Annotated in this window: 16 protein-coding genes and 1 other RNA gene; 5 read left to right on the forward strand and 12 right to left on the reverse strand. The window is 50.7% G+C overall.

The window, feature by feature from the left end:
* Window positions 1–211 precede the first annotated feature (211 nt).
* From FD25_RS00750 to FD25_RS00775, 6 genes are all read right to left on the reverse strand, one after another.
* Window positions 212–3,310 (reverse strand): mucin-binding protein, encoded by a 3,099-nt coding sequence (locus tag FD25_RS00750; protein WP_057800686.1) that lies wholly within the window; start codon window positions 3,308–3,310, stop codon window positions 212–214.
* Between the two features lie 509 nt (window positions 3,311–3,819).
* Window positions 3,820–5,166 (reverse strand): glucose-6-phosphate isomerase, encoded by a 1,347-nt coding sequence (locus FD25_RS00755; RefSeq protein WP_057800687.1) that lies wholly within the window; start codon window positions 5,164–5,166, stop codon window positions 3,820–3,822.
* Between the two features lie 143 nt (window positions 5,167–5,309).
* The gene (locus FD25_RS00760; RefSeq protein ID WP_057800688.1) at window positions 5,310–6,179 is read right to left on the reverse strand and encodes a GRP family sugar transporter; all 870 of its coding nucleotides are present in this window, start codon (window positions 6,177–6,179) and stop codon (window positions 5,310–5,312) included.
* A gap of 182 nt (window positions 6,180–6,361) precedes the next feature.
* Entirely contained in the window at window positions 6,362–7,513 is a 1,152-nt protein-coding gene (locus FD25_RS00765) for a class I SAM-dependent methyltransferase (protein WP_057800689.1), read from the reverse strand.
* 419 nt (window positions 7,514–7,932) lie between these two features.
* Entirely contained in the window at window positions 7,933–9,399 is a 1,467-nt protein-coding gene (locus tag FD25_RS00770; RefSeq protein WP_057800690.1) for a sensor histidine kinase, read from the reverse strand.
* 3 nt (window positions 9,400–9,402) lie between these two features.
* Window positions 9,403–10,131 (reverse strand): response regulator transcription factor, encoded by a 729-nt coding sequence (locus FD25_RS00775; protein WP_057800691.1) that lies wholly within the window; start codon window positions 10,129–10,131, stop codon window positions 9,403–9,405.
* 265 nt (window positions 10,132–10,396) lie between these two features.
* On the opposite strand from FD25_RS00775, the gene ssrA reads away from it, so the two are divergent.
* Window positions 10,397–10,767, forward strand: a transfer-messenger RNA (tmRNA) gene (gene ssrA / locus FD25_RS13830).
* 308 nt (window positions 10,768–11,075) lie between these two features.
* Here the strand turns inward: ssrA and FD25_RS00780 are convergent.
* The 6 genes from FD25_RS00780 to FD25_RS00810 all read right to left on the reverse strand — a co-directional run bounded on the left by FD25_RS00780 (window position 11,076) and on the right by FD25_RS00810 (window position 14,778).
* Window positions 11,076–11,744 carry a hypothetical protein gene (locus FD25_RS00780; protein ID WP_057800692.1) on the reverse strand — a complete coding sequence of 223 codons (669 nt, stop codon included), beginning with the start codon at window positions 11,742–11,744 and terminating at the stop codon, window positions 11,076–11,078.
* A gap of 15 nt (window positions 11,745–11,759) precedes the next feature.
* Window positions 11,760–11,993 (reverse strand): hypothetical protein, encoded by a 234-nt coding sequence (locus FD25_RS00785; protein ID WP_057800693.1) that lies wholly within the window; start codon window positions 11,991–11,993, stop codon window positions 11,760–11,762.
* Window positions 11,993–12,367 carry a hypothetical protein gene (locus FD25_RS00790; protein WP_057800694.1) on the reverse strand — a complete coding sequence of 125 codons (375 nt, stop codon included), beginning with the start codon at window positions 12,365–12,367 and terminating at the stop codon, window positions 11,993–11,995. Before FD25_RS00790 ends, FD25_RS00785 begins: the two co-directional genes overlap by 1 nt.
* 252 nt (window positions 12,368–12,619) lie before the next feature.
* A complete protein-coding gene (locus FD25_RS14370; protein WP_263862332.1) occupies window positions 12,620–12,751 on the reverse strand; it encodes a hypothetical protein in 132 nt (43 codons plus the stop codon).
* 534 nt (window positions 12,752–13,285) lie between these two features.
* Window positions 13,286–13,561 carry a helix-turn-helix domain-containing protein gene (locus tag FD25_RS00805; protein WP_057800697.1) on the reverse strand — a complete coding sequence of 92 codons (276 nt, stop codon included), beginning with the start codon at window positions 13,559–13,561 and terminating at the stop codon, window positions 13,286–13,288.
* A gap of 11 nt (window positions 13,562–13,572) precedes the next feature.
* A complete protein-coding gene (locus FD25_RS00810; protein WP_057800698.1) occupies window positions 13,573–14,778 on the reverse strand; it encodes a hypothetical protein in 1,206 nt (401 codons plus the stop codon).
* Between the two features lie 355 nt (window positions 14,779–15,133).
* Between FD25_RS00810 and FD25_RS00815 the strand changes: the two genes are divergently transcribed.
* From FD25_RS00815 to FD25_RS00830, 4 genes are read left to right on the forward strand one after another with little or no spacing between them, the layout of a single operon-like run.
* Window positions 15,134–16,186: an ABC transporter ATP-binding protein gene (locus FD25_RS00815; RefSeq protein WP_057800699.1), complete on the forward strand. Its 1,053-nt coding sequence runs from the start codon at window positions 15,134–15,136 to the stop codon at window positions 16,184–16,186.
* Window positions 16,179–17,078 (forward strand): carbohydrate ABC transporter permease, encoded by a 900-nt coding sequence (locus FD25_RS00820; protein WP_057800700.1) that lies wholly within the window; start codon window positions 16,179–16,181, stop codon window positions 17,076–17,078. The genes FD25_RS00815 and FD25_RS00820 overlap by 8 nt, the downstream gene beginning before the upstream one ends.
* Window positions 17,075–17,893, forward strand: a complete 819-nt coding sequence (locus FD25_RS00825; RefSeq protein ID WP_057800701.1) for a carbohydrate ABC transporter permease — start codon at window positions 17,075–17,077, stop codon at window positions 17,891–17,893. The genes FD25_RS00820 and FD25_RS00825 overlap by 4 nt, the downstream gene beginning before the upstream one ends.
* Window positions 17,894–17,902: 9 nt before the next feature.
* The gene (locus tag FD25_RS00830; protein ID WP_057800702.1) at window positions 17,903–19,159 is read left to right on the forward strand and encodes an ABC transporter substrate-binding protein; all 1,257 of its coding nucleotides are present in this window, start codon (window positions 17,903–17,905) and stop codon (window positions 19,157–19,159) included.
* Window positions 19,160–19,260: the final 101 nt, after the last annotated feature.

Below are 19,260 nucleotides of genomic sequence, written 5' to 3' on the forward strand. Positions count from 1 at the left end.
TCCGCTGGTCGGTCTCCCATCGTTCGACCGTATCCGGACACTTTTCCGGGTGTGAGTAACACTCATCTAGTTTATGCCACCAAATAGCGAGATATTAAAAAAATAACCAACTAAATTAATTTTTAGCAATAATTCTAGTCTTACCCGTGTTAAGGGGATTAAAAAAAGAGTTTCCCCTACCTAATGGGTGGGGAAACTCCCTTGACGTTCCCTAGTCTTTCTTTCGCCGCAAACCAACCCAACCTAGTAGGGTCACCCCTAGAACGCCCAACCAGGCCCACGGCGTTGCCCGTTCGTTAGTCTGGGGTAACGTGGTGGCTTGTTGATCCGTCTGGGACGCTGCCGTGGTCGTCAACGCCGCAGCTGCCGCCGTTCCTCGCTTTGCCGCCGTACCGACCGCTTGAGCGGATCCCGGTTGTGCTAAGGACGCTTGTGCGGGTCTCGTTCGTGCAGGCGTTACTATTGCCGCCCCGTTACCGTTCGTTGCGGGTCCCGGTTTCGGGGTGACCACATCCGGTTTCGTTGCCCCGGGATCAACGTCTGGGTTCTCCGGCTCAACTGGCTTAACCGGCGGCGTCACTGGTGGTGTCACTGGTGGCACCACCGCTCCCTTTTGCGTATAGGTCACGGTGGTCGTCACATCCGCACTAGCGGCCGTGACCCCATTAATCGCCGCCACCATCGTTTGATCCGGCGTGTACCCAGCAATGGCTGGTGACGTCTTGGCCGCAAAGCTACTCTGACCGTCGATATTTTGCCACTCGCCCCAGGTTGCCACGCCAGTCACCTCATCGCGAGTCCCACTACGCGTAAACGTTAACCAAGCCGTATAATCCGGTGCCGCCGTCGTCCCATTGGCATAAACGTAGTGAATGGTTTGAGTCACCCGTTTACTGTTACCTACCGTTGTGACCCGGTGCTTCAGACGCACGGTGAAGGTCTGCACGTCGGCCGTAAATTCGGCCCCCGTGGCCGGGTAGTCATCACTGACCAGTTCGTAACCTTGTTTCAGGTAATCCTGAATGGTTGCCGCGGTCCGGTAATCACTCACCGTTCCCGCATCCCCCTTTAACGCCTCCGTATGCAACGTTTGCCCCGTGGTATCGTCCACGTAGGTAATCAGAATATTTTGCGCCTCCCGGGCGGTATAGGTCACCGTCGTCGTCAAGTCATCACTCGTAGCCGTAATGCCGTCAATCGCCGCAACTTCTGCTTGATCCGCCAAGTACCCGGTCAATACCGGTGAGTTCTTCGCCGCAAAGCGCCCTTGACCGTCAATGTTCTGCCACTCACCCCAGATTTCTTCCCCGGTCACTTGATCGCGGGTCCCCGCGCGCGTAAACGTCAACCAGGCCGTGTAATCCGGTGCTGCCGTGGTGCCATCGGCGTAAACGTAGTGAATCGTTTGGGTGACCCGTTTACTGTTGTTCAAAGTGGTGATGCCATGCTTCAGGTGAACGGTAAAGGCCTGAGCCGCACTGGTAAACGTCACACCGTCGCCTGGATAGTCATCCGTCACCAGCTCATACCCCAAGTCTGTATAGCCCTTAATCGTCGTAGCTGTACGGTAGGCACTGGTCGCCCCGACGTCTCCCGTTAAGTTCTCGGTCGTTAAGGTAGCTCCCGTTGTATCGTCCACGTAGGTCACCGTAGCCGTAGAGGTGGCTTCGCCGATTGGTTGATAAACGATGGCTCCCGCCATTAACTCAAAGTTCGGCATTGGTTGGCCTAAACTGTTTTCCGGATATGTGACGTACACGGCGTCATCATAGTAAAACTGGCCGTACACTAGTTGACCATTGTGTAGTTTCGGGTTAACTAATGTGTATTTCCAAACCGTTTTTTCCTGACCATTCTCCATGATCGTCGCTTCGTGGGGTTCCGCAATCACGAGGTCCCCGCTATCATCGTTTTGATAGTAACGTACCTGATACTTGATTGATTCGCCCAGAATTCCTTTCATTGGTGACGTGACCTCGACCGTATCACCCGGTTGATAAGCAATTTTATCCGTTGCCTGGTAGTACTGGTTTCTGCCTACCACTCGCGACGAAGTATTAGGTGACAGCGTATTTAACGCACTAAAATCCGTAATGCTGTTCCCCGAAAATGCCACTGTTTGTGATGCAGTCGTAGAATTTTCAAGGATCTTTTGAACGAAGGGTGCCAAAATCTCAAACTGGTGCGTCGTCATCCCGGTAAAATGGATTTTATTAATATTGGTTGCCGTGAATTCTAGATTCTGCATGGCATCCGTTTCATACTGAGTGATCGTCTCCAACTGATTATCCGTCACACTGCCCCAAAAATCAGTTTTCCAATCCAACCAATTAAGTTTAATACCCAATAATGGTGAAAAATCGATATTTTTGACATCCTCACCCGAGGTCCCCAGTTGCGTAAAGATGGTCACTCCTTGGCCCTTTTCTGGCAAATACTTAAGAATTTCCAATCCTTTAAAACTCGAAATTGGCTGATAATTACCGTTTGCAGTTGTGTCAATTCTTAGTGAGGACCATAGGCCAAAGTTCTTAATTGTGTCCAGATAGATGGCGTCCCCGTCCTTTAAGTTTAACGCCTTACGCACGGCCGCCAATAAGACCGGATCATCAAACCGATCACTCAAATCCTCATCGTCACTAATCTCGTCAGAATTAGGTGTCGCCGCTAACGCTGCAGGCACCGCCTTAGCCGCAGAAAGGCCTTTTTTCGTGTCTGCCTGAGTCGCTTTAGGTGTTGTGGTGGTAGGTTCATTAGTCGCCGGTGCTTCAACGACCGGAGTTGTTCCTGTCGATTCAGTCGTTGCGTCCTCATCTGATTCCGTTGCTGTGGGATTGGTTGGTGTCGAAGGTTGTGGCATCGTTGACGTTGGCTTTTCAGTCGCCGGTTGCTCCGTCTCAGTCGGTGATGCCTGATTTCCCGTGTCAGTTGCCGGTTGCGTTTCCGTACCAGCTGTTGGCGTTTCGGGAGCAACCGCACTCGTGTCATCAGCCGACGGGACAGTTTCAGGCGTTGCCGCCGTATCTTCTGCCTGCGTCGTCTGTTCCGAAGTCTGGGTGTCAGCCGTTGGCGTTACTGGAGCGGTTGCGTCCGCCTTCGCTTGCTCGCCGACTGTCCTCGTTGTGATGGTTGCCTGTTTGCTGTTAGCTGGCGTACTCGTGGATTGGCTAGTAGTCTCAACTGGTGTGGTGGTCGTCTCTGCCTGCGCCGTGGTACCCGTCAAGACCATCCCCGTTAAGACGGCCGTGGCTAGGCTCGACGTGATCCACCATTTGCGTTTATTGTTAGCGGTTACATCTTGTTGCATCATCCTAGTCCCTCCTTTAAGGTGGCCCCCGCCACCCTAAATATCACTGTGATTTAATTAAGACATTTAGCCAATTCACTATCTCTCAAATTAATTATACACTATAACATAATTCAAAACCATTTCCACGATAAGTGATTAACGCTATCATTCACCGGAATAAACGGTAAATTAACAATCTTGTGAAGTTATAGAATGTAGTTAATTCAGCGTTGTAACGGGAATCAGGACTAGTTTTCACTAGATAACTGAACTATTGAAGTTTTCGGAATGTTTTGACTGATTCATATCAAGACGTTCGGACGCTTCCTGACACTTATCTAGTTATGAGTAATTTTCGTTTGAATTATACCGCCAAACCACGAGATCATTAAAAATTGGCTACCTTATTCAAAAAATATTTTCGACCGTCCATTTACCAGGGAAGTTTCACCACCAAATCCCCTCGTAAACAACAAAAAGCGCCCCACAAAATTGTGAGACGCTTTTTCGTATTAAATTAATAATCAGATTTAAAGCCGGTCGTTTAATTGCTTACCGAGGTCTTCAAAACCAGGCTTGCCTAATAGGGCAAACATGTTAGTCTTGTAAGCTTCCACACCGGGTTGGTTGAATGGGTTGATCCCGTTTAAGTAACCGGAAATGGCAATGGCTACTTCGAAGAAGTAAATCAGGTAACCCAAGGTGTATTCCGTTTGGTCCGGAATGTGCACGCTCATGTTCGGCACACCACCATCGGTATGAGCTAAGGTAACCCCTTCAAAGGCCTTGGTGTTGGCAAAGCCCATGGTGCGGCCTTCCAGGTAACCTAAACCGTCTAAGTCGTCGGCTTCCTTCGGGATGTCCACGTCGTGTTCTGGTTGGTCGACCATCACAACGGTTTCCATCAGCTTACGTTGACCTTCTTGGATGTATTGGCCAAACGAGTGCAGGTCGGTACTGAAGTTGGCGGAAGATGGGTAGATCCCCTTACCGTCTTTCCCTTCGGATTCACCGGTCAATTGCTTCCACCATTCGGCGAAGGCGGCCAAGCGAGGTTCGTAGTTTTCCAATAGTTCAACCGTGTAACCCTTGCGGTACAAAATGTTCCGTAAGGCGGCGTATTGGTAAGCCTCGTTCTTAGTCAAATCTGGGTTCACGTAGGCGTCTTGGGCGTCGGCAGCCCCCTTCATTAACTGGTCGATGTCGGCACCGGATGCGGCGATTGGCAACAGACCCACTGGGCACAATACAGAGTAACGGCCACCCACACCATCGGGAATGACGAAGGTTTCGTAACCGGCAGCGTCGGCTTCGGTCTTCAAGGCACCCTTGGCCTTGTCGGTCGTGGCGTAGATCCGCTTGTTAGCTTCAGCTTGGCCGTACTTCTTGATCAACATGCCCTTGAAAATCCGGAAGGCAATTGACGGTTCCGTGGTGGTCCCAGACTTGGAGATTACGTTAACGGAGAAGTCCCGGTCGCCAATCAAATGAACTAAGTCGTGCACGTAGTCGGCACTGATGGAGTTCCCCACGAAGAAGACTTGAGGTCCCTTGCGTTGGTCGGCAGGTAAGGTGTTGAAGAAGGTGTCGTGTAAGAAGTCCACGGCCATCTTGGCACCTAAATAGGAGCCCCCAATTCCGATGACGATCAAGACTTCGGAGTCCTGACGAATCTTCTTAGCGGCGGCCTTGATCCGGTCGAATTCCGCCTTATCGTAATCATGAGGTAAGGTTAACCAATCCCGGAAGTCACTCCCGGCACCGGTACCTTGCCGCAATTCCGTATCCGCGGCGTTAACCATGGCTTGGATTTCTCCAAGTTCATTATCATTGACGAATGGTGCAAGTTTGGAACTATCAAAGGCGATATGTGCCATATTCAGATAACCTCACTTTGTATTTGTATTGACTAGTCCATTATAACGCTTTCACCCCGAAAGTAAATGGTCTAGTCCACGAATTTTATATAAATTTAACCATAAAAAAAGGCCGACAACGCCCGTCATCAGCCCATTCTAGCTTATTTCATTAAACCGAGAGTGACCCCACCAACGATGACTAAAAGTGAGCCAATCGTCGTGTAGACCATTTCACGGCCAGTCTTCTTTTCACCCAGTAACCAGATGCTCCCAAAGGTGGAAATCACGATCCCACATTGAGCTAACGAGTAACTGATGGCCAGTCCGACCTTCGGGATCGCCATGAACATAAAGAAGTTCCCAATGCCCCAGACTAACCCGGTGATGATGTTCTTCGCGGTCGCCGTATGCCAGACCTTCCGCCGGTTTTGTGGTGACAGCACGATAAAGATCAGGGCCCCTAAAATCATCCCTAAGGATTGCGGGAACAGGATCAGCTTGGAATCCAAGCCGGACAAGTTCACGATCACCGTGTAGAGGACGTAACCCACCGTCGAAATGGCGATGGCCGTCGCGCCCCGGCCGGCTTCGACCGGTTCACTACTGACGCTTTGCCGCTTGTCGCGTAACGACGTCAAGGCGGCCCCGGCGATCAACACGATCACCGCGATGGTCCCCATGGTCACCATACTGGTCGTCTTCCATTCATGGAAAAGCAACACCCCAGCTAGGGCCGTCCCGGCGAGTTGTAACCCCGTCGAAATGGGAACCGTCCGCGAAATCCCGATGAATTTCATCGATTGGAACTGTTGGAATTGTCCCACCGCCCAGCAAAGACCGGACGCAATCCCTACCAGCATCGCAAAGCCGGTCAGTTGCACGTGAAAATACATTAGTGAAAACAGACCGAACAAAACTGCCCCGGCCGTCATTCCCAAGGTTTGTTGGTAGGAGGTCCCACCTAACCGGCCACTAATCAGGCCGATACTGCCCCAGCAAATCGCTGGAATCAGTGCGAATAAAATTGCCATTTGTAAATACCCACTCTCGTTTCATTTATGCCGAATTCATTGAAAACGCTTTACTTTTAACGCACAATTAAGTGTAAAGGTTTCTTCACTAAATGTAAACTATTATCTTTCGAAAAAAGCGCGAAGAAACAGTGGTCTAACCGTTTCTTCGCGCTTGATTGTGAAATTTTCATTCGTTTTCATTAATTAACTGATAGCCGAATTCCCTTCAACACTTCGCTTTGACGGTCGGCATCGTTGGTCATGAAGTCGTCCGGTGAGTGGAACGTCGTGGAAACAGTTACATGACCGGTATATTTTTCAACCGCGTCATTTACCGTTGTCCGTAGCCGCTTTAATGAATAACTCGGTGCAGTCGTGGTGATAACGACGTCCGATCCACTAGTCGTGACCTGGAGGGCTTGTTGGATCAGTCCCTCTAAGTCCTGACTCAGATCGAACTTACGCTTCTTGCCACGAATAAAGGCCGGCGGATTGATGAAGACCGTGTCAAACGTCAACCCATGCTTGATGGCGTAGTCCAGGTAATTAGCAACGTCCATGGTCCGCATTTCGACAGCGGCCTGGTCGAAGTTGTTAGTCGCCAATTGGGCTTGCGTCAAAGTAGCCGCCCGGTTGTTCGGGTCGACCGTGACGGCTTCAATGGCCCCGCCCACCATCGCGGCGGTCACCACGCCGGTCTCGGCGCTAAAGAGGTTCAAGACCCGCCGTTGTTGGCTGTTGTCGTGCGCCCAGGCCCGCACATCACGGAATTCCAGGGCTAACTGTGGTCGCGCAACGCTCAAATCGACCGGGTAACTCACGCCGTCTTCAACGACCGTCACGGGCCCCTTCGGCAAAGCACCGGTAATCACTTGCGTCTTTTCTTGGCCGGGCGCAACGGATAAGATCGTCACGTCCTTGCCCATAACTTTCTGAAAACCGGCGTAGATCAACCGGGCTTGGCGCTTCAACGCCTGGTTTTGCCACCGGAAAACAAATAACTGTTCCGGATAGGCGTCGACGATCAACCCACCGAGACCGTCACCAACATCGTTAAAGAAGCGGTAAGCGCCCTGGGCGTTGATGGCCACGCGTTTGGCGTTAGCGGCCCGGAACTTGCTGGCAAAGAAGCGTTCGTCGATGGCGTCACTTTCGCGTAAGCTCAGCACGTAGCCGGCCCCACGGTGTTGTTTGGCAAAGTAAGCCGTGGCCACGAAATGGCCGTGGTTTTCCAGTTGGACCCAGGCGCCATCGTCGAAGTCTTGTTGGTTTTCTAAATCAGTTAAGGCAATCACGGGATAACCGTCCTCAAATTTACGAACGGACTTCCCGGTAACTTGTATACGTTTCAAATTTTTCCTCCTCATATGGGTGGTACTTTTGGTTTAAGAGAGTCATAGCTGTACGCGTAACGCTGATTGGGATAAAACTGATTCCCTCCCCGGCACTCAGGGGGAACACTTGGACCGCCCCGCTCGCCTCCAGACTGTACACTGGTGACGAGAAAGCATAATTGGCAAAGTTACTGATATGCTCAATGTAAGCTGGAGGGCCGGTCAAAAATGGGCTCAGGGGTGAAATTTATCTTGGCCAACGTTTTTCTGCTGGTCTAGATAAAAGTCGGTCTTCAAGACCTGGTCTACGGGCTTGAAGCCGTGCCCACCCCGTTCCAGCCCGTTTTTGACCGGCCCGGAAGCGTTAAGCCTCCTAGATTAGTCTTTTAAAACGAACTCTAGTCCTTAACACTCTCCACTATTCTAACATGCTCAGGTTAATCCGTCTTGGCCCGGTTGGCGTTGGTCTGGTGCTGATCCGGGAAAATCACGGTAAAGGTCGTCCCGACCCCTTCCTTACTGGTGACACTAATCTTCCCGTGATGCAATTGTACCAACTGGTGAACGATTGAGAGTCCTAAACCGGATTCCCCGTACTTGGTATTCTTCCGCGACGGATCGGCCTTGTAGTAACGTTCCCAGATGTTTTTGAGCTGTTCGTCACTCATCCCCATTCCGGTATCGGCGACCCGAATGATGGCCTCCTCGTACCCCCGTTGAGCCGAGATGGTCACTTGGCCGTCCTGGGTGAACTGAATGGCATTTTGGGTGATGTTAAACATAATCTGGACGAACCGGTCGTAATCCGCATAAACCGCCACGGAATCGGGCACCTCGAGTTCCAGCGTGTCGCCGGAATCCTCGGCCTTTTGTTTCAATTGCTCGACAATGTTGTGCAGCGCGTCGACCGCGTTAAACTCGTGCAGGTTCAACGTGATCTGGTTCGACCGAATCTTTTCGTAGTCCAGGTTTTCGTTGACCAGTCGAATTAACCGGCTGGTTTCGCTCCGCATCAGGTCGATACTTTCTTCCTTGCTCTCTTCGGGAATCGCGTCGTAGGCCAGGCCTTCCAGCAACCCGTTAATCGTGGTCAACGGCGTGCGCATTTCGTGCGACGCATTGGCCATGAATTCCCGGCGGCGTTGTTCCTGCCGTTGAATTTCCTCTTGCGATTCCTTCAGCGAATGGGTCATCCCGTTGAAGTCGTTGATCAAGTCGTCAATTTCGTCCCGGTTACGGCTGACCATTTGGACGTCGTAGTCGCCCAACGCCACTTGGTTGGTGGCTGCCCGCAACCGGTTGATCCGGTTGGTGTAGTAGCGCGCCAAAATATAGCTGGCCACGATGGCCACCAGAATCGACACGAATAACGCGCGAATCAGGTTGTGGTTGATTTGGTTGATGTTGGTGTTGATATCGGACACGAAGGCCCCCATCACCACCACCGCGACCAACTTGTGGTTGTAGAAGTACGGTTTCATGACCTCGGTCATCGCCGGCGTAATCCGCCCGTTCTTGTTACGTACGCGCCGGTCGACCACCTTATGGATGATCTGATTATCCTTTAGTTTGCGCCAATCCGTTTGATTAATGGATTGTTGATAAAGGTTGGCGGGAAACACGATTTTGTTGTCCGCACTGTAAATGGTGACGCTGACCGCTTGGTTCTGCAGCAATTGCTCACTGTTTTCCAGCGCGGTGGTGTCGAAATTGACCGTTTTCGGATTGTCGGCACTGATGCGCAGGGATTGCTCGATCAGGCTGTTCGAGTATTTTTCCAGCGAATTCCAGGTGTTACTGTACACCATCCGCCGGGTCATCTGGGTGTACGACACTCCCAAGAGGACCAGAATGATCGTGATGGCCGCAAAGAATCCCAGCATTTGTTGATACATTAGTTTCATTGGTTATTCGGCTCCACTATCGTCAAATTTATACCCCACGCCCCAGACCGTCTGAATGATCTGCGGGCCAACCTTTTCGATCTTTTGCCGCAACTTCTTGATGTGGGCGTCCACCGTCCGCTCGTCGCCATAGTACTCGTAATCCCAGACCAGCTGTAAGAGCTGCTCACGGGAGAACACTTGCCGCGGTTTTTGGGCCAGCGTCTTCAAGAGGTCGAACTCCTTAGGCGTCAGGTCCTCAATTTGCCGGCCGTTGAGGTAAGCTTCGCGGGTCTTGGTGTTGAGCTTGAAGTGTTCGGTGACCACGTCAAACGACTCGGTGTCGTCCAACGTCGGTTCTTCGCTGCCCTTAGACACGGGGCCCAGTTCGGCCCGGCGATGTAGGGCCTTGATGCGCGCAATCAACGTAATCGGGCTAAACGGCTTGGTAACGTAATCGTCGGCGCCCATTTCCAACCCCAAGACCTGATCGCTTTCCGAGTCCCGGGCGGTCAACATGATGATCGGCACCGTTGGCGACAACTTACGAATCTCGGCACTGACCTGCATCCCGTCCAAGCCGGGTAGGTTCAAGTCTAAAGTGACCATGTCCCAGTCGTTCGGACTGGCGGCGAACATTTCCACGGCTTCGTTGCCATCGTAGGCAAACTGTGCGTCCCACTTCTCTTTTTTAAAAAACATCGACATCATTTGTGAGACGGAATGGTTGTCTTCAATCATCAATAACTTCATATAATGGCGACCTCCAAAATGGTTCTAATTTGTGGCCGGCTAAAAGTTGGTGGGTTATATCATCCCGAGCTTACCCGGTGAATCAGACCGCACCATGATAGAATCGTGAAGTTTCTGTAACTTTTAGCGGCAGCCGAAACGTTGCGGCCTCGTAATTACCTATTATACTATACTGTCCGACCGGAATTTTCCTTAAATTAACCGCGATTGGGCGAAATATTTTGCAGGTGCCGCGGAGTATGGTAAACTTAATGAGTATCGTTTTGGGGCCGTTCTGGATTCGACTGGTATAGGTCGAGCCTTGGTTGCACTCCGTAGCGGCATCTACGTTAAAAGGTCCAGTTTATTATAACTGCAAAAAATAATAACAATTCTTACGCTTTAGCTGCTTAATAGGCGCTTAACGTAGATCCTCCTAGTCTTACCCGCGGGCTAGATCTGGGTCCTAAATTTAACGGGTTACGCTGACTGGCTTCCACCTGGAGCTGTTCAGAAGAGCTGAATCAGGTTAGCTCAACATGTTGGCCCTGACAGGCGGCAAGTTGTTGGGTGAAAATTTAAGTAGTCTGCCTATGAGTGTAGAGGCTGGGGTGGCGATATGCTAGGACGCGGGTTCGATCCCCGCCGGCTCCATATAAGACTTTTTGCGGGATGAGATGATCCCTAAAGCGCTGGTAAATCAGCGCTTTTATTTTGGTCTATTTTAATAGCCGGCGCAATATGGTAACCTTTTTGGTAGCCTTTTAGGAAAAAAATTACTTGCATTGGGGGCAGTAAACTCATCGTCTAATAAGTCGGTGAGTTTTTTTATCCCCCTCATGTGCGTAAATAGGACGTGCGTTTCATAAACCAACATACTCATTCCATGAAATAGCGTCTGATGCACCTATAGATGGAAATACAAAAAAGGATGTTCATATGAACATCCTTCATTGTCAATCATTTTATGAGCGAGTTGTCGGGTTATCTTGAGGTGTATAATTTTCCAACTGCCATTTCACATTAAACTTTTCATAGTATTGCTGCTTTGCTTTTTCAAAATCATTAATAGTTTTTACATCCACGGATTGTTCTGAAAAAGCTCTTTCTATCACCCGCACACCAGTATCTACATTTTTTACAATTGGATAACTCATTTCTTTTACCGCTGACTCTTTAACAGTTAGAAGCATATAGTTTTCAAGTAATGCTTTAGCCTCTTTTAATACATCGCCAGATAAAGCATCTAAAAAATACGCAGATTTTAGAGAAGCTGTAAAGTTACTTACAATATTCCCCTTAAAAGCTTCCGGCCTCTCTTCTATTGTCCAGGGAAGCAAGGCTCCTGATGTGTTAATCTGAATTTTAAAACTTGCTGCAATATTATCAATTAATTGTTCATTCAATTTTGTGTTATCCTCTAATGCCTTATTAAGTGAATCAATTCCATAGTCATTTCTAAAATCTGCCTTCATTTTTTTAATTTGATTTTCTGATAATCGCCATTGTAATAACCCAACGATTACCATCATTAATCCAATTAGAGCTAAAAACCAATTTAGCTCATTTTGTAAATCACTATGCTGCTGATTTATCAAGCCAAGCAATTCCTGTATGTAATCACTTTGTTTCATGGTCATCCATCTCCTCTATTTAAATAAGGCTACCATAGCGATAATGGATCCAATAACTGCAATAATAATTGTCAATCGGTCTTTAGAGTCAATAACCGCTTTATGAAGGGCAGTAACTCCTATTTTTATAAATTGAATCAAACAAATAACTGCAGAGTAAATTATTACACTAATCCAAAACTCAGCATTAACCCACATATTCCCAATACCCAAAAAAGAAACGCTGAACGCAATTACTGCAGCTATCATTATAAATGAATCTTTTTTTCTATAGAGCTTCTCGAAGTAATGAAGTACGAAATGCCCAATAAAAGCAACCCTCCCCCCGTACCAATAAGGCCTAAACAGTTTGCTCTGTAGCTGTTCAAAAGAATATAGTTTCTATTATCTTGAACTAAGAAAAGAATTCCCCAAAAAGCAAAAACAGCACCCATTGGAACCATCAAATACAATGCTCCTCTTTCGGTCCATTCATCAAAGATATTAATCTTTTTCTGTACCTGATTACTCGTCTTTCTTGCTTTGGTTATTAATTGGCGTTTTTCTTTTTCCGTTAACTTAGAATCTTCTTTTGACGCATTCTCTACTTCTTTAGTTAAGTCACTAATCTTTTTCTTTAACATAAGTATCTCCCATTTGCTATTTCGATTGTAAGCATAACAAAACCCCAGCAGAGACGCTAGGGTTTCTGAGTTCTATTCGATTTATATCTATACGGTTCTAGCTTTCCAACCACCGTCAAGCGCCACGCTCTGAACTCCTTAAATGGCATCTGGTAATGCTCGGCTACCACTGCATCCCCTATCACGCCGGAAATACTTTAATCGCAATAATTCTAGCTCATCATCATTTACGTACGAGAGACGGTAATACAGCTATTTCGTCTGTCTCATGGCATATTCATCCAAGAAACTAAAGTCATGTTCTGCTCGCCACCACAAGCGTACCATGAGACGCACGGTAAACCTGTTCGGCCAGTCACCAACAATCAAATCATCTTCCATCATGCCATCAACTCCAATAAATCAGGCATGTTGCTAACGCCTACCCGTCCGCTATCTTCTCCAGACTCAACGTGTACATCCTGCTCTAAGCCATAGCGCCATGCACATGCCTCTAGTATCTGTCCTATCTCGGCCAGGGTGTTCCGCTCTAGTTGGCTCTCTTCGGTATCATGGGATGAATACCCGGCCCACAGTTCCCCCTGTTCTTGCATTGCCAGACCGTTATAGTATCACTGAAAGTAACGCCGCTGATACTCCATCATTTCAATGTTTCGGCGCATACTCTGTTCGGCATTCACTAAGTTTTCTACCAGAATAGGCCCTGGTAAATCAGCGCTTTTATTTTGGCCTATTTTAATCGCTAGCAGTTTTAAGTTATGACTTAGCTTCTTCAGCCTAACCTCTGCTATACTCAAAGTACAAAAAAATTGTATCATTGGATTCACCAAAGCCCCCGACAATTCCAGTAGTCAGGGGCTTTTTTACGTTTATGTGTACGGGTGCGCCGCAACAATCTTGGGCCACCTTGACTAGGGCTCAAAGCTGATGCGCCACCATAAACTGGTCCGCCGCAGTCCGACTAATTCGCCGAATATTACCGACCACCACGACCGGTAACCCCTGGCGGATAAAGGCGGCTAAGGTCACGGGCGACACGTGCAGATATTGTGCCGCCTCCTTTTTAGTCATATAGGGGTTAAATTGCTGCCGTTTCCCGGCCACCTTAAAGGCCTTCAGGGCCATTTCCTGCATGACCGTCCCAATTTGTTGAATGGCTTCATCTGATAATTCTAAAGGAATTTTCATTGGCATGACCGTCTTCCTTAATCGTGACCCGCAGCCGATTGGTTACCCGCCGTTTCAAACGCCTGATACGCCGCCCCAAATCGGGCCATGAACTCCGCCAGCAGTTGCGGATCCTGCCGCATCACGGTCACCGGTTCGTCGTTCGCATCGTCTCGCAAGTGTTCCGGCACCCCGTCCGTTAACGGCCAGAAGTGGGCCACCGTAGCCGCCAAATCTGGGGCCGTTACGTGGTGGGTCACGTAAGCATCCCAGAAGCGTTTCATTTTAGCCGTCGCCGCCCGAAAATCCTGGTATTCCCGGTCGGCTTGACTCAAGTCATCCTTAAATCGTTGGATGTTTTGTTGCCGCTCCACAGATTCCGCCCCCGAGAAGGTGATTTCCCACAATAACCACGCCAGGCCTTCCCAGAAATAATCCACCGGTAAAGTCACGTCCATCCCCAATAACGCCGGGTACGAACACAGATATAGTCCCCCGTAATCCTGCCCGTCCGTATCATCGTGTAACTTTTCGGCCCAGGGACGATCGGCTTGTCGTGGTTGGTAGGTCACTACCAAATGTTTTTGGGTGGTCCATTCGGCCAAGTCGCTAAAACTCCGTAGTTCCGTGAGAACGTCCGTCAGAATGGCTCGGACTTTAGGCTCGTCGTACTCCTCGCCCAACTGGGTCGTTAGTTCCCCGACCATCGCCGAAAAGTTCAACGAATCATCCGTCGCCGGCAAAATGTCGGTCCACCGGTTGGTCGTCACGGGCCAGGCCCACAACGTTAATTGGTCGGCCGTTAGTTCCACGTGCTGGTTTAGATTTTCCTGATCGGATTTCGATAACGGATTCCAAACGACCGGGTAGTGGCGGTCCGTCGTAGCCGTGTGAATGATTAATTGCGTGACGTCCTGGTAAGCCATCAAGCGATCACGCCCGTCACTTTCCCGCGGCTTAGTCATCCCAAAGGTGTGGGCGTGAAAGTGAGTGCTGGCACGGTGAATCTGTAGACCAAAGCCCACTAGGTCCTGCGACGTTGTTGCCGTTTCCTCGGGGAGTAGCCACATCTCCGTGATGGCCGGCGCATCAATAGTCACGGATTCCACGTTTTCAAAAACCAATTCAACGGTCAGCGCCATCAGCGAGGACAAATTGACCGGTGTCGCCGCTTGCCGTAGCCGTTGCCAATAAACCCGGGTCGCCCCGGTTGAGATTTGCCGATGATAATTGTTCGGATTCATGATTTCCCTCCTTCAATCCTTTTCGTCCCCTATCATAGTCACCCCGACCAGTCAAAACTGGTTTAACGTCTTACAAATTTATTAATACAAAAGAAGACACATAATGTCCTTTCCCCATTAGAGAACACCGCCACAGTGTTTGGTCTTTCCGCACACGAAGCCTTGTCCCGTCACCCATCAACGCCCTTTAGGGGCCAGCACTTTGGGCTAACATTTAATTTTTCCGTTTTTAAAATTAATCACCGTCCATAACCATCACAGTCCATTCATCGTCATCTCACCATACCAACGGCATTTCAAATAGTTTATAATGAAGCGTAATTGTCACCATTCATTAACTAAAGGAGGGGTCCCCGTGCAAGTTCAGTTCACCGATATCACCTTACGTTACGCCCAACAAACCGTGCTTGACCGCCTCAATTTCACGGTGCAAGACGGCGAACTGGTGGCTTTACTGGGGCCCAGTGGCAGCGGGAAAACCACCTTACTCAACCTGTTAGCCGGCCTCCTAACCCCTAGTGCCGGGCACCTACTTTTTAACGGGACCGACGTGACCCATCAGGACCCGCGGCACCGTCACGTTGGGATGGTCTTTCAAGACTACGCCTTATATCCGCACCTCAGCGTCCTAGACAACATCGCCTTTCCCCTCAAGATGGCTCACGTCAACCGGGCTACCCGTTATGCTCAGGCCCAGAAATACGCCCAACTGGTCCACGTTGACGATCAATTAACCAAGTTTCCTCGGGCCCTATCCGGGGGGCAACAGCAGCGCGTCGCCCTAGCCCGGACCCTCATCAAGCAGCCCGCTTTACTGCTCCTCGACGAACCCTTGTCCAACCTCGACGCCGCTTTACGACTCGAACTACGCGATGAAATTCGCCGAATCCAACGGCTGACCGGGGTCACCACCCTGCTAGTTACTCACGACCAGGACGACGCCCTTAGAATCGCTGACCGGATCATTGTGTTAGCCAACGGGCGGATCCAACAAAGCGGGACGGGTGCGGCACTTTATCGCCACCCGCAAAACCAGTTCGTCGCCCAATTCATCGGCACCCCTCCCATTAACCTAATCGATGTGGCCGCCATCCGCCCCTTTATCCACGCGGAGATTCCCCCGGAGCGCCTCCAACAGGCGGCCACCTTCGGCATTCGAAGCGAGGCGCTCACTTTTACTACTACCAACCAACCCATTTTAGGTCAGCTCCCCATTACTCTCGAGCGTCAGCTTCAAATTGGCCGGGACCAGCAAACCCTCGTTCACTCTCCGATCGGTCGCCTGATCAGTTCCCAAGTTCCTTTAACTGGGACTCAATCCCCAACGACCCTGTTTTTACAGGCAGCCGGTAGCTTTCTATTTGCCGCCGACGGGCGTTGCCTCTGGGACGGTGATGCCGATGCTTAACGCTAAACCGACCCTCAAATCCACCCTCATCGCGCTTCTCTATCTGGCCCCCCTGCTCCTAATCGTGGGCGTCTTTACGCTATGGCCGTTAATCACCACGTTTCTGATGAGTGGCTACACCCACTACAACTACTTTACCAACCATGTCGGTGGTCTCGGAATGGTCAATTTTCAGTTTCTCTGGCACGACCCCGACTTTCACTTAGCCCTCCGTAACACCCTCTTTTTCGTGATTGGGGTGGTCCCCGCCACGGTGTTCCTCGCCCTCGGGGCCGCCCTATTATTAAATCGGCTCCCCCAACTAGCTACTTTTTTTCGCACGGTCTACTTTCTTCCGTTCGTCACCTCAACCGTGGCGATCTCGTTGGTCTGGAACTGGCTATTTCACCGGGACAACGGCCTGCTTAACGCGTTATTACGAACCCATGTTGACTGGCTCAACGACCCCCACTATGCGCTGGGCGCCCTGATCATCGTCTGTATCTGGCAAAATCTCGGTTTCAATATCATCCTGTTTCTCGCCGGTCTTAACCATCTCGATCCCCGCTACCAGGCAGCCGCCAACCTCGACGGCGCTTCGACCTGGCAACGACTAACCAACGTCACCTGGCCGTTACTCACGCCCATGACCGTGCTCATCACGGTCAACGCCATCATCACCAACTTCAAGGTCTTCAACCAGATCTACGCGTTGTTTCACGGAACCGCGGGGCCGGCTAACGCCGATATTACGCTGATGTACTACCTCTACCAGAAGTTTTACGTGGAGAATCAGTACCCCGTTGCCGCGGCCTGTGGCGTGGTATTGTTCGGGTTGATTCTTCTAATCACCGGCTTAGCGGCGCTTTACTTTCACCGGCACGCCTGGTGGCGAGGGGGCCAACGCGGATGAAATCAGTTAAACTCAGTCTGACCTACCTGGTCTTAACCTTGGGTGCGCTCACCATGTTACTGCCCTTTGTCTGGATGCTAGTCACCAGTTTACAACCGGCGGCGACCACGTTCACCGGACCGCAGCTACGCTTACCGCCCGCCTGGCAATGGCTCAACTACCCGCGAGCTTGGCACGCCGCGCCGTTTGCCAGATACTGCTTGAACTCTTTAGTCGTAACGCTCACCACCACGGTCGGCCAACTGGTGACCAGTATTCTGGCTGCTTTCGCCTTCACTCACCTGCGCTTCTACGGCCGCCGGATTCTCTTTAACGGCCTGATCGCCCTGATGATGGTTCCCGGGGAACTCTTATTAATTCCCAACTTTATCACCATGACTCGTCTGCACTGGGTGGACACCTATGCGGCCCTCATCATCCCCTGGCTGGCCAGCATCTTTGCCATGTTTACGTTGCGTCAGGCCTTTAACACCGCTTCGGCGACCACCTACTACGCCGCGCGTCTCGACGGGGCCAGCAACTGGCAGTATCTCTGGCAGATTCTGGTCCCCGCTAATCGTCCGACGATCACCGCAGTCGCCGTGTTACAGATTATTGGCTCCTGGAACGCCTTCATGTGGCCACTCATCATCACCAATTTCCCCCGCCTCCGAACCTTACCGGTGGGGCTAGTCACCTTTACTAGCGAGACGGGCACCGATTACCCGTTACTAATGGCCGCCACGGTCTTCGTCATCTTCCCACTACTGATCTTGTACCTGTTCTTACAAAAATACCTTATCGCCGGCATCACCCGAGCGAACTTGAAAGGATAATCCACCATTATGAAACGACTTCGCCAATTTCTCCTCTTAGGCCTGGGTCTGTTGACCGTGAGTACGCTAACGGCCTGCGCTCAATCTCACGCCACAACAACTAAGCCCGTCACCATCACCTTCTGGCACGGGATGACCGACCAACACCAGGTCACCCTTAACCACCTCATCAGTCAATTCAACCACTCGCAAACCCGCTATAAGGTCGTCGCCAGTGGTCAGGGAAATTTTGCCAACCTTCAACAAAAAATTACGGCGGCGGCTAAGTCCCAGACCCTGCCCACCATCGCCCAAACCGCCTACACCAACGTACCGACCTACGTCCAAGGAGGCTTCGTGACGCCGTTAACCCCCTACCTCAAGACTAGCGACCTAAAGGACGTCTACCCGGTCTTCTTGGATTCGGCCAGTTATCGGGGGAAGACCTACGCGTTTCCGTTCTCCAAATCGGCTCGGGTTTTGTTCTATAACCGCAAGCTATTAGCACAAACCGGACTGCGCATTCCTAAGACCTGGTCCGAACTCGCGCAGGACGGTGAAAAGGTTCAGGTACAGGGACTGACCGGCGTGGCCTTTGACCAAAGTTTCATGAGCGAACTCGACGACTTGATTCAACAGACCGGCACGCCGCTAGTCTCCGACAAGCTTAAGGTTAACGCCAACAGTCAGTCGGCCTTGCGCGCGACCCACGTCATCACCGATATGCTGAACGCCAAAACCGCCACGACTGCCGGGACGGACGGCTACGGCAGCACCCAGTTCTTTGCCGGGAAAACCCTCTTTTACTGCGGGTCATCGGCGGCCATCCCCATCGTCCAGGCCAGTGCGCCCAAGGGACTCAAGTGGGGCACGGCCCCACTGCCCAGTTATCGGGGGCGCCACGCCACGTCGATTGCCGGTAACGATCTAGTGCTGTTCAAGTCCGCTTCCACCGCGCAACGCAAGGTCGCCGCGGCCTTCATGAAATTTATGCTCGCCAAGCCACAGACCACCTATTGGGCGCAAAAGACCGGATATTTGCCGTTGACTAAGGCCGCCCAAAAGGACGCCAATTATCAGCACTACCTGGCCCAGCACCCAACCGCTAAGGCGGCCAATCAATCATTGCCCTTTGGGTTTCAAGACGTCGCTTTTCTGGGCTACCCGCAGTACCTCGTAGCCCTTAGCCAAGCGACCGACAAGATGGCCAGCCAGCACCAGTCCCCCAAAAAGGCTATGGGTACCTTACAAACCCAAACCGAAAAAATCATCCAGCAAAACCGTTAACGTTAAAATCGGCTTCACCCCACGTGATTAGTGTGGGGTGAAGCCGATTTATTTAGGCCTAATTACCAGGGGCTATGCTCAACTCCCCCGTGAACCAGCGT

The sequence above is a fragment of the Levilactobacillus acidifarinae DSM 19394 = JCM 15949 genome, from assembly GCF_001434835.1.
Classification (GTDB): domain Bacteria; phylum Bacillota; class Bacilli; order Lactobacillales; family Lactobacillaceae; genus Levilactobacillus; species Levilactobacillus acidifarinae.

Excerpts from the sequence above, each read along its gene's own strand:
- FD25_RS00750 (WP_057800686.1), bottom strand. The coding sequence starts at position 3,310 with ATGATGCAACAAGATGTAACCGCTAACAATAAACGCAAATGGTGGATC.
- FD25_RS00755 (WP_057800687.1), bottom strand. The coding sequence starts at position 5,166 with ATGGCACATATCGCCTTTGATAGTTCCAAACTTGCACCATTCGTCAAT.
- FD25_RS00760 (WP_057800688.1), bottom strand. The coding sequence starts at position 6,179 with ATGGCAATTTTATTCGCACTGATTCCAGCGATTTGCTGGGGCAGTATC.
- FD25_RS00770 (WP_057800690.1), bottom strand. The coding sequence starts at position 9,399 with ATGAAACTAATGTATCAACAAATGCTGGGATTCTTTGCGGCCATCACG.
- FD25_RS00775 (WP_057800691.1), bottom strand. The coding sequence starts at position 10,131 with ATGAAGTTATTGATGATTGAAGACAACCATTCCGTCTCACAAATGATG.
- FD25_RS00780 (WP_057800692.1), bottom strand. The coding sequence starts at position 11,744 with ATGAAACAAAGTGATTACATACAGGAATTGCTTGGCTTGATAAATCAG.
- FD25_RS00785 (WP_057800693.1), bottom strand. The coding sequence starts at position 11,993 with ATGATAGCTGCAGTAATTGCGTTCAGCGTTTCTTTTTTGGGTATTGGG.
- FD25_RS00790 (WP_057800694.1), bottom strand. The coding sequence starts at position 12,367 with ATGTTAAAGAAAAAGATTAGTGACTTAACTAAAGAAGTAGAGAATGCG.
- FD25_RS14370 (WP_263862332.1), bottom strand. The coding sequence starts at position 12,751 with ATGATGGAAGATGATTTGATTGTTGGTGACTGGCCGAACAGGTTTACC.
- FD25_RS00805 (WP_057800697.1), bottom strand. The coding sequence starts at position 13,561 with ATGCCAATGAAAATTCCTTTAGAATTATCAGATGAAGCCATTCAACAA.
- FD25_RS00810 (WP_057800698.1), bottom strand. The coding sequence starts at position 14,778 with ATGAATCCGAACAATTATCATCGGCAAATCTCAACCGGGGCGACCCGG.
- FD25_RS00820 (WP_057800700.1), top strand. The coding sequence starts at position 16,179 with ATGCTTAACGCTAAACCGACCCTCAAATCCACCCTCATCGCGCTTCTC.
- FD25_RS00825 (WP_057800701.1), top strand. The coding sequence starts at position 17,075 with ATGAAATCAGTTAAACTCAGTCTGACCTACCTGGTCTTAACCTTGGGT.
- FD25_RS00830 (WP_057800702.1), top strand. The coding sequence starts at position 17,903 with ATGAAACGACTTCGCCAATTTCTCCTCTTAGGCCTGGGTCTGTTGACC.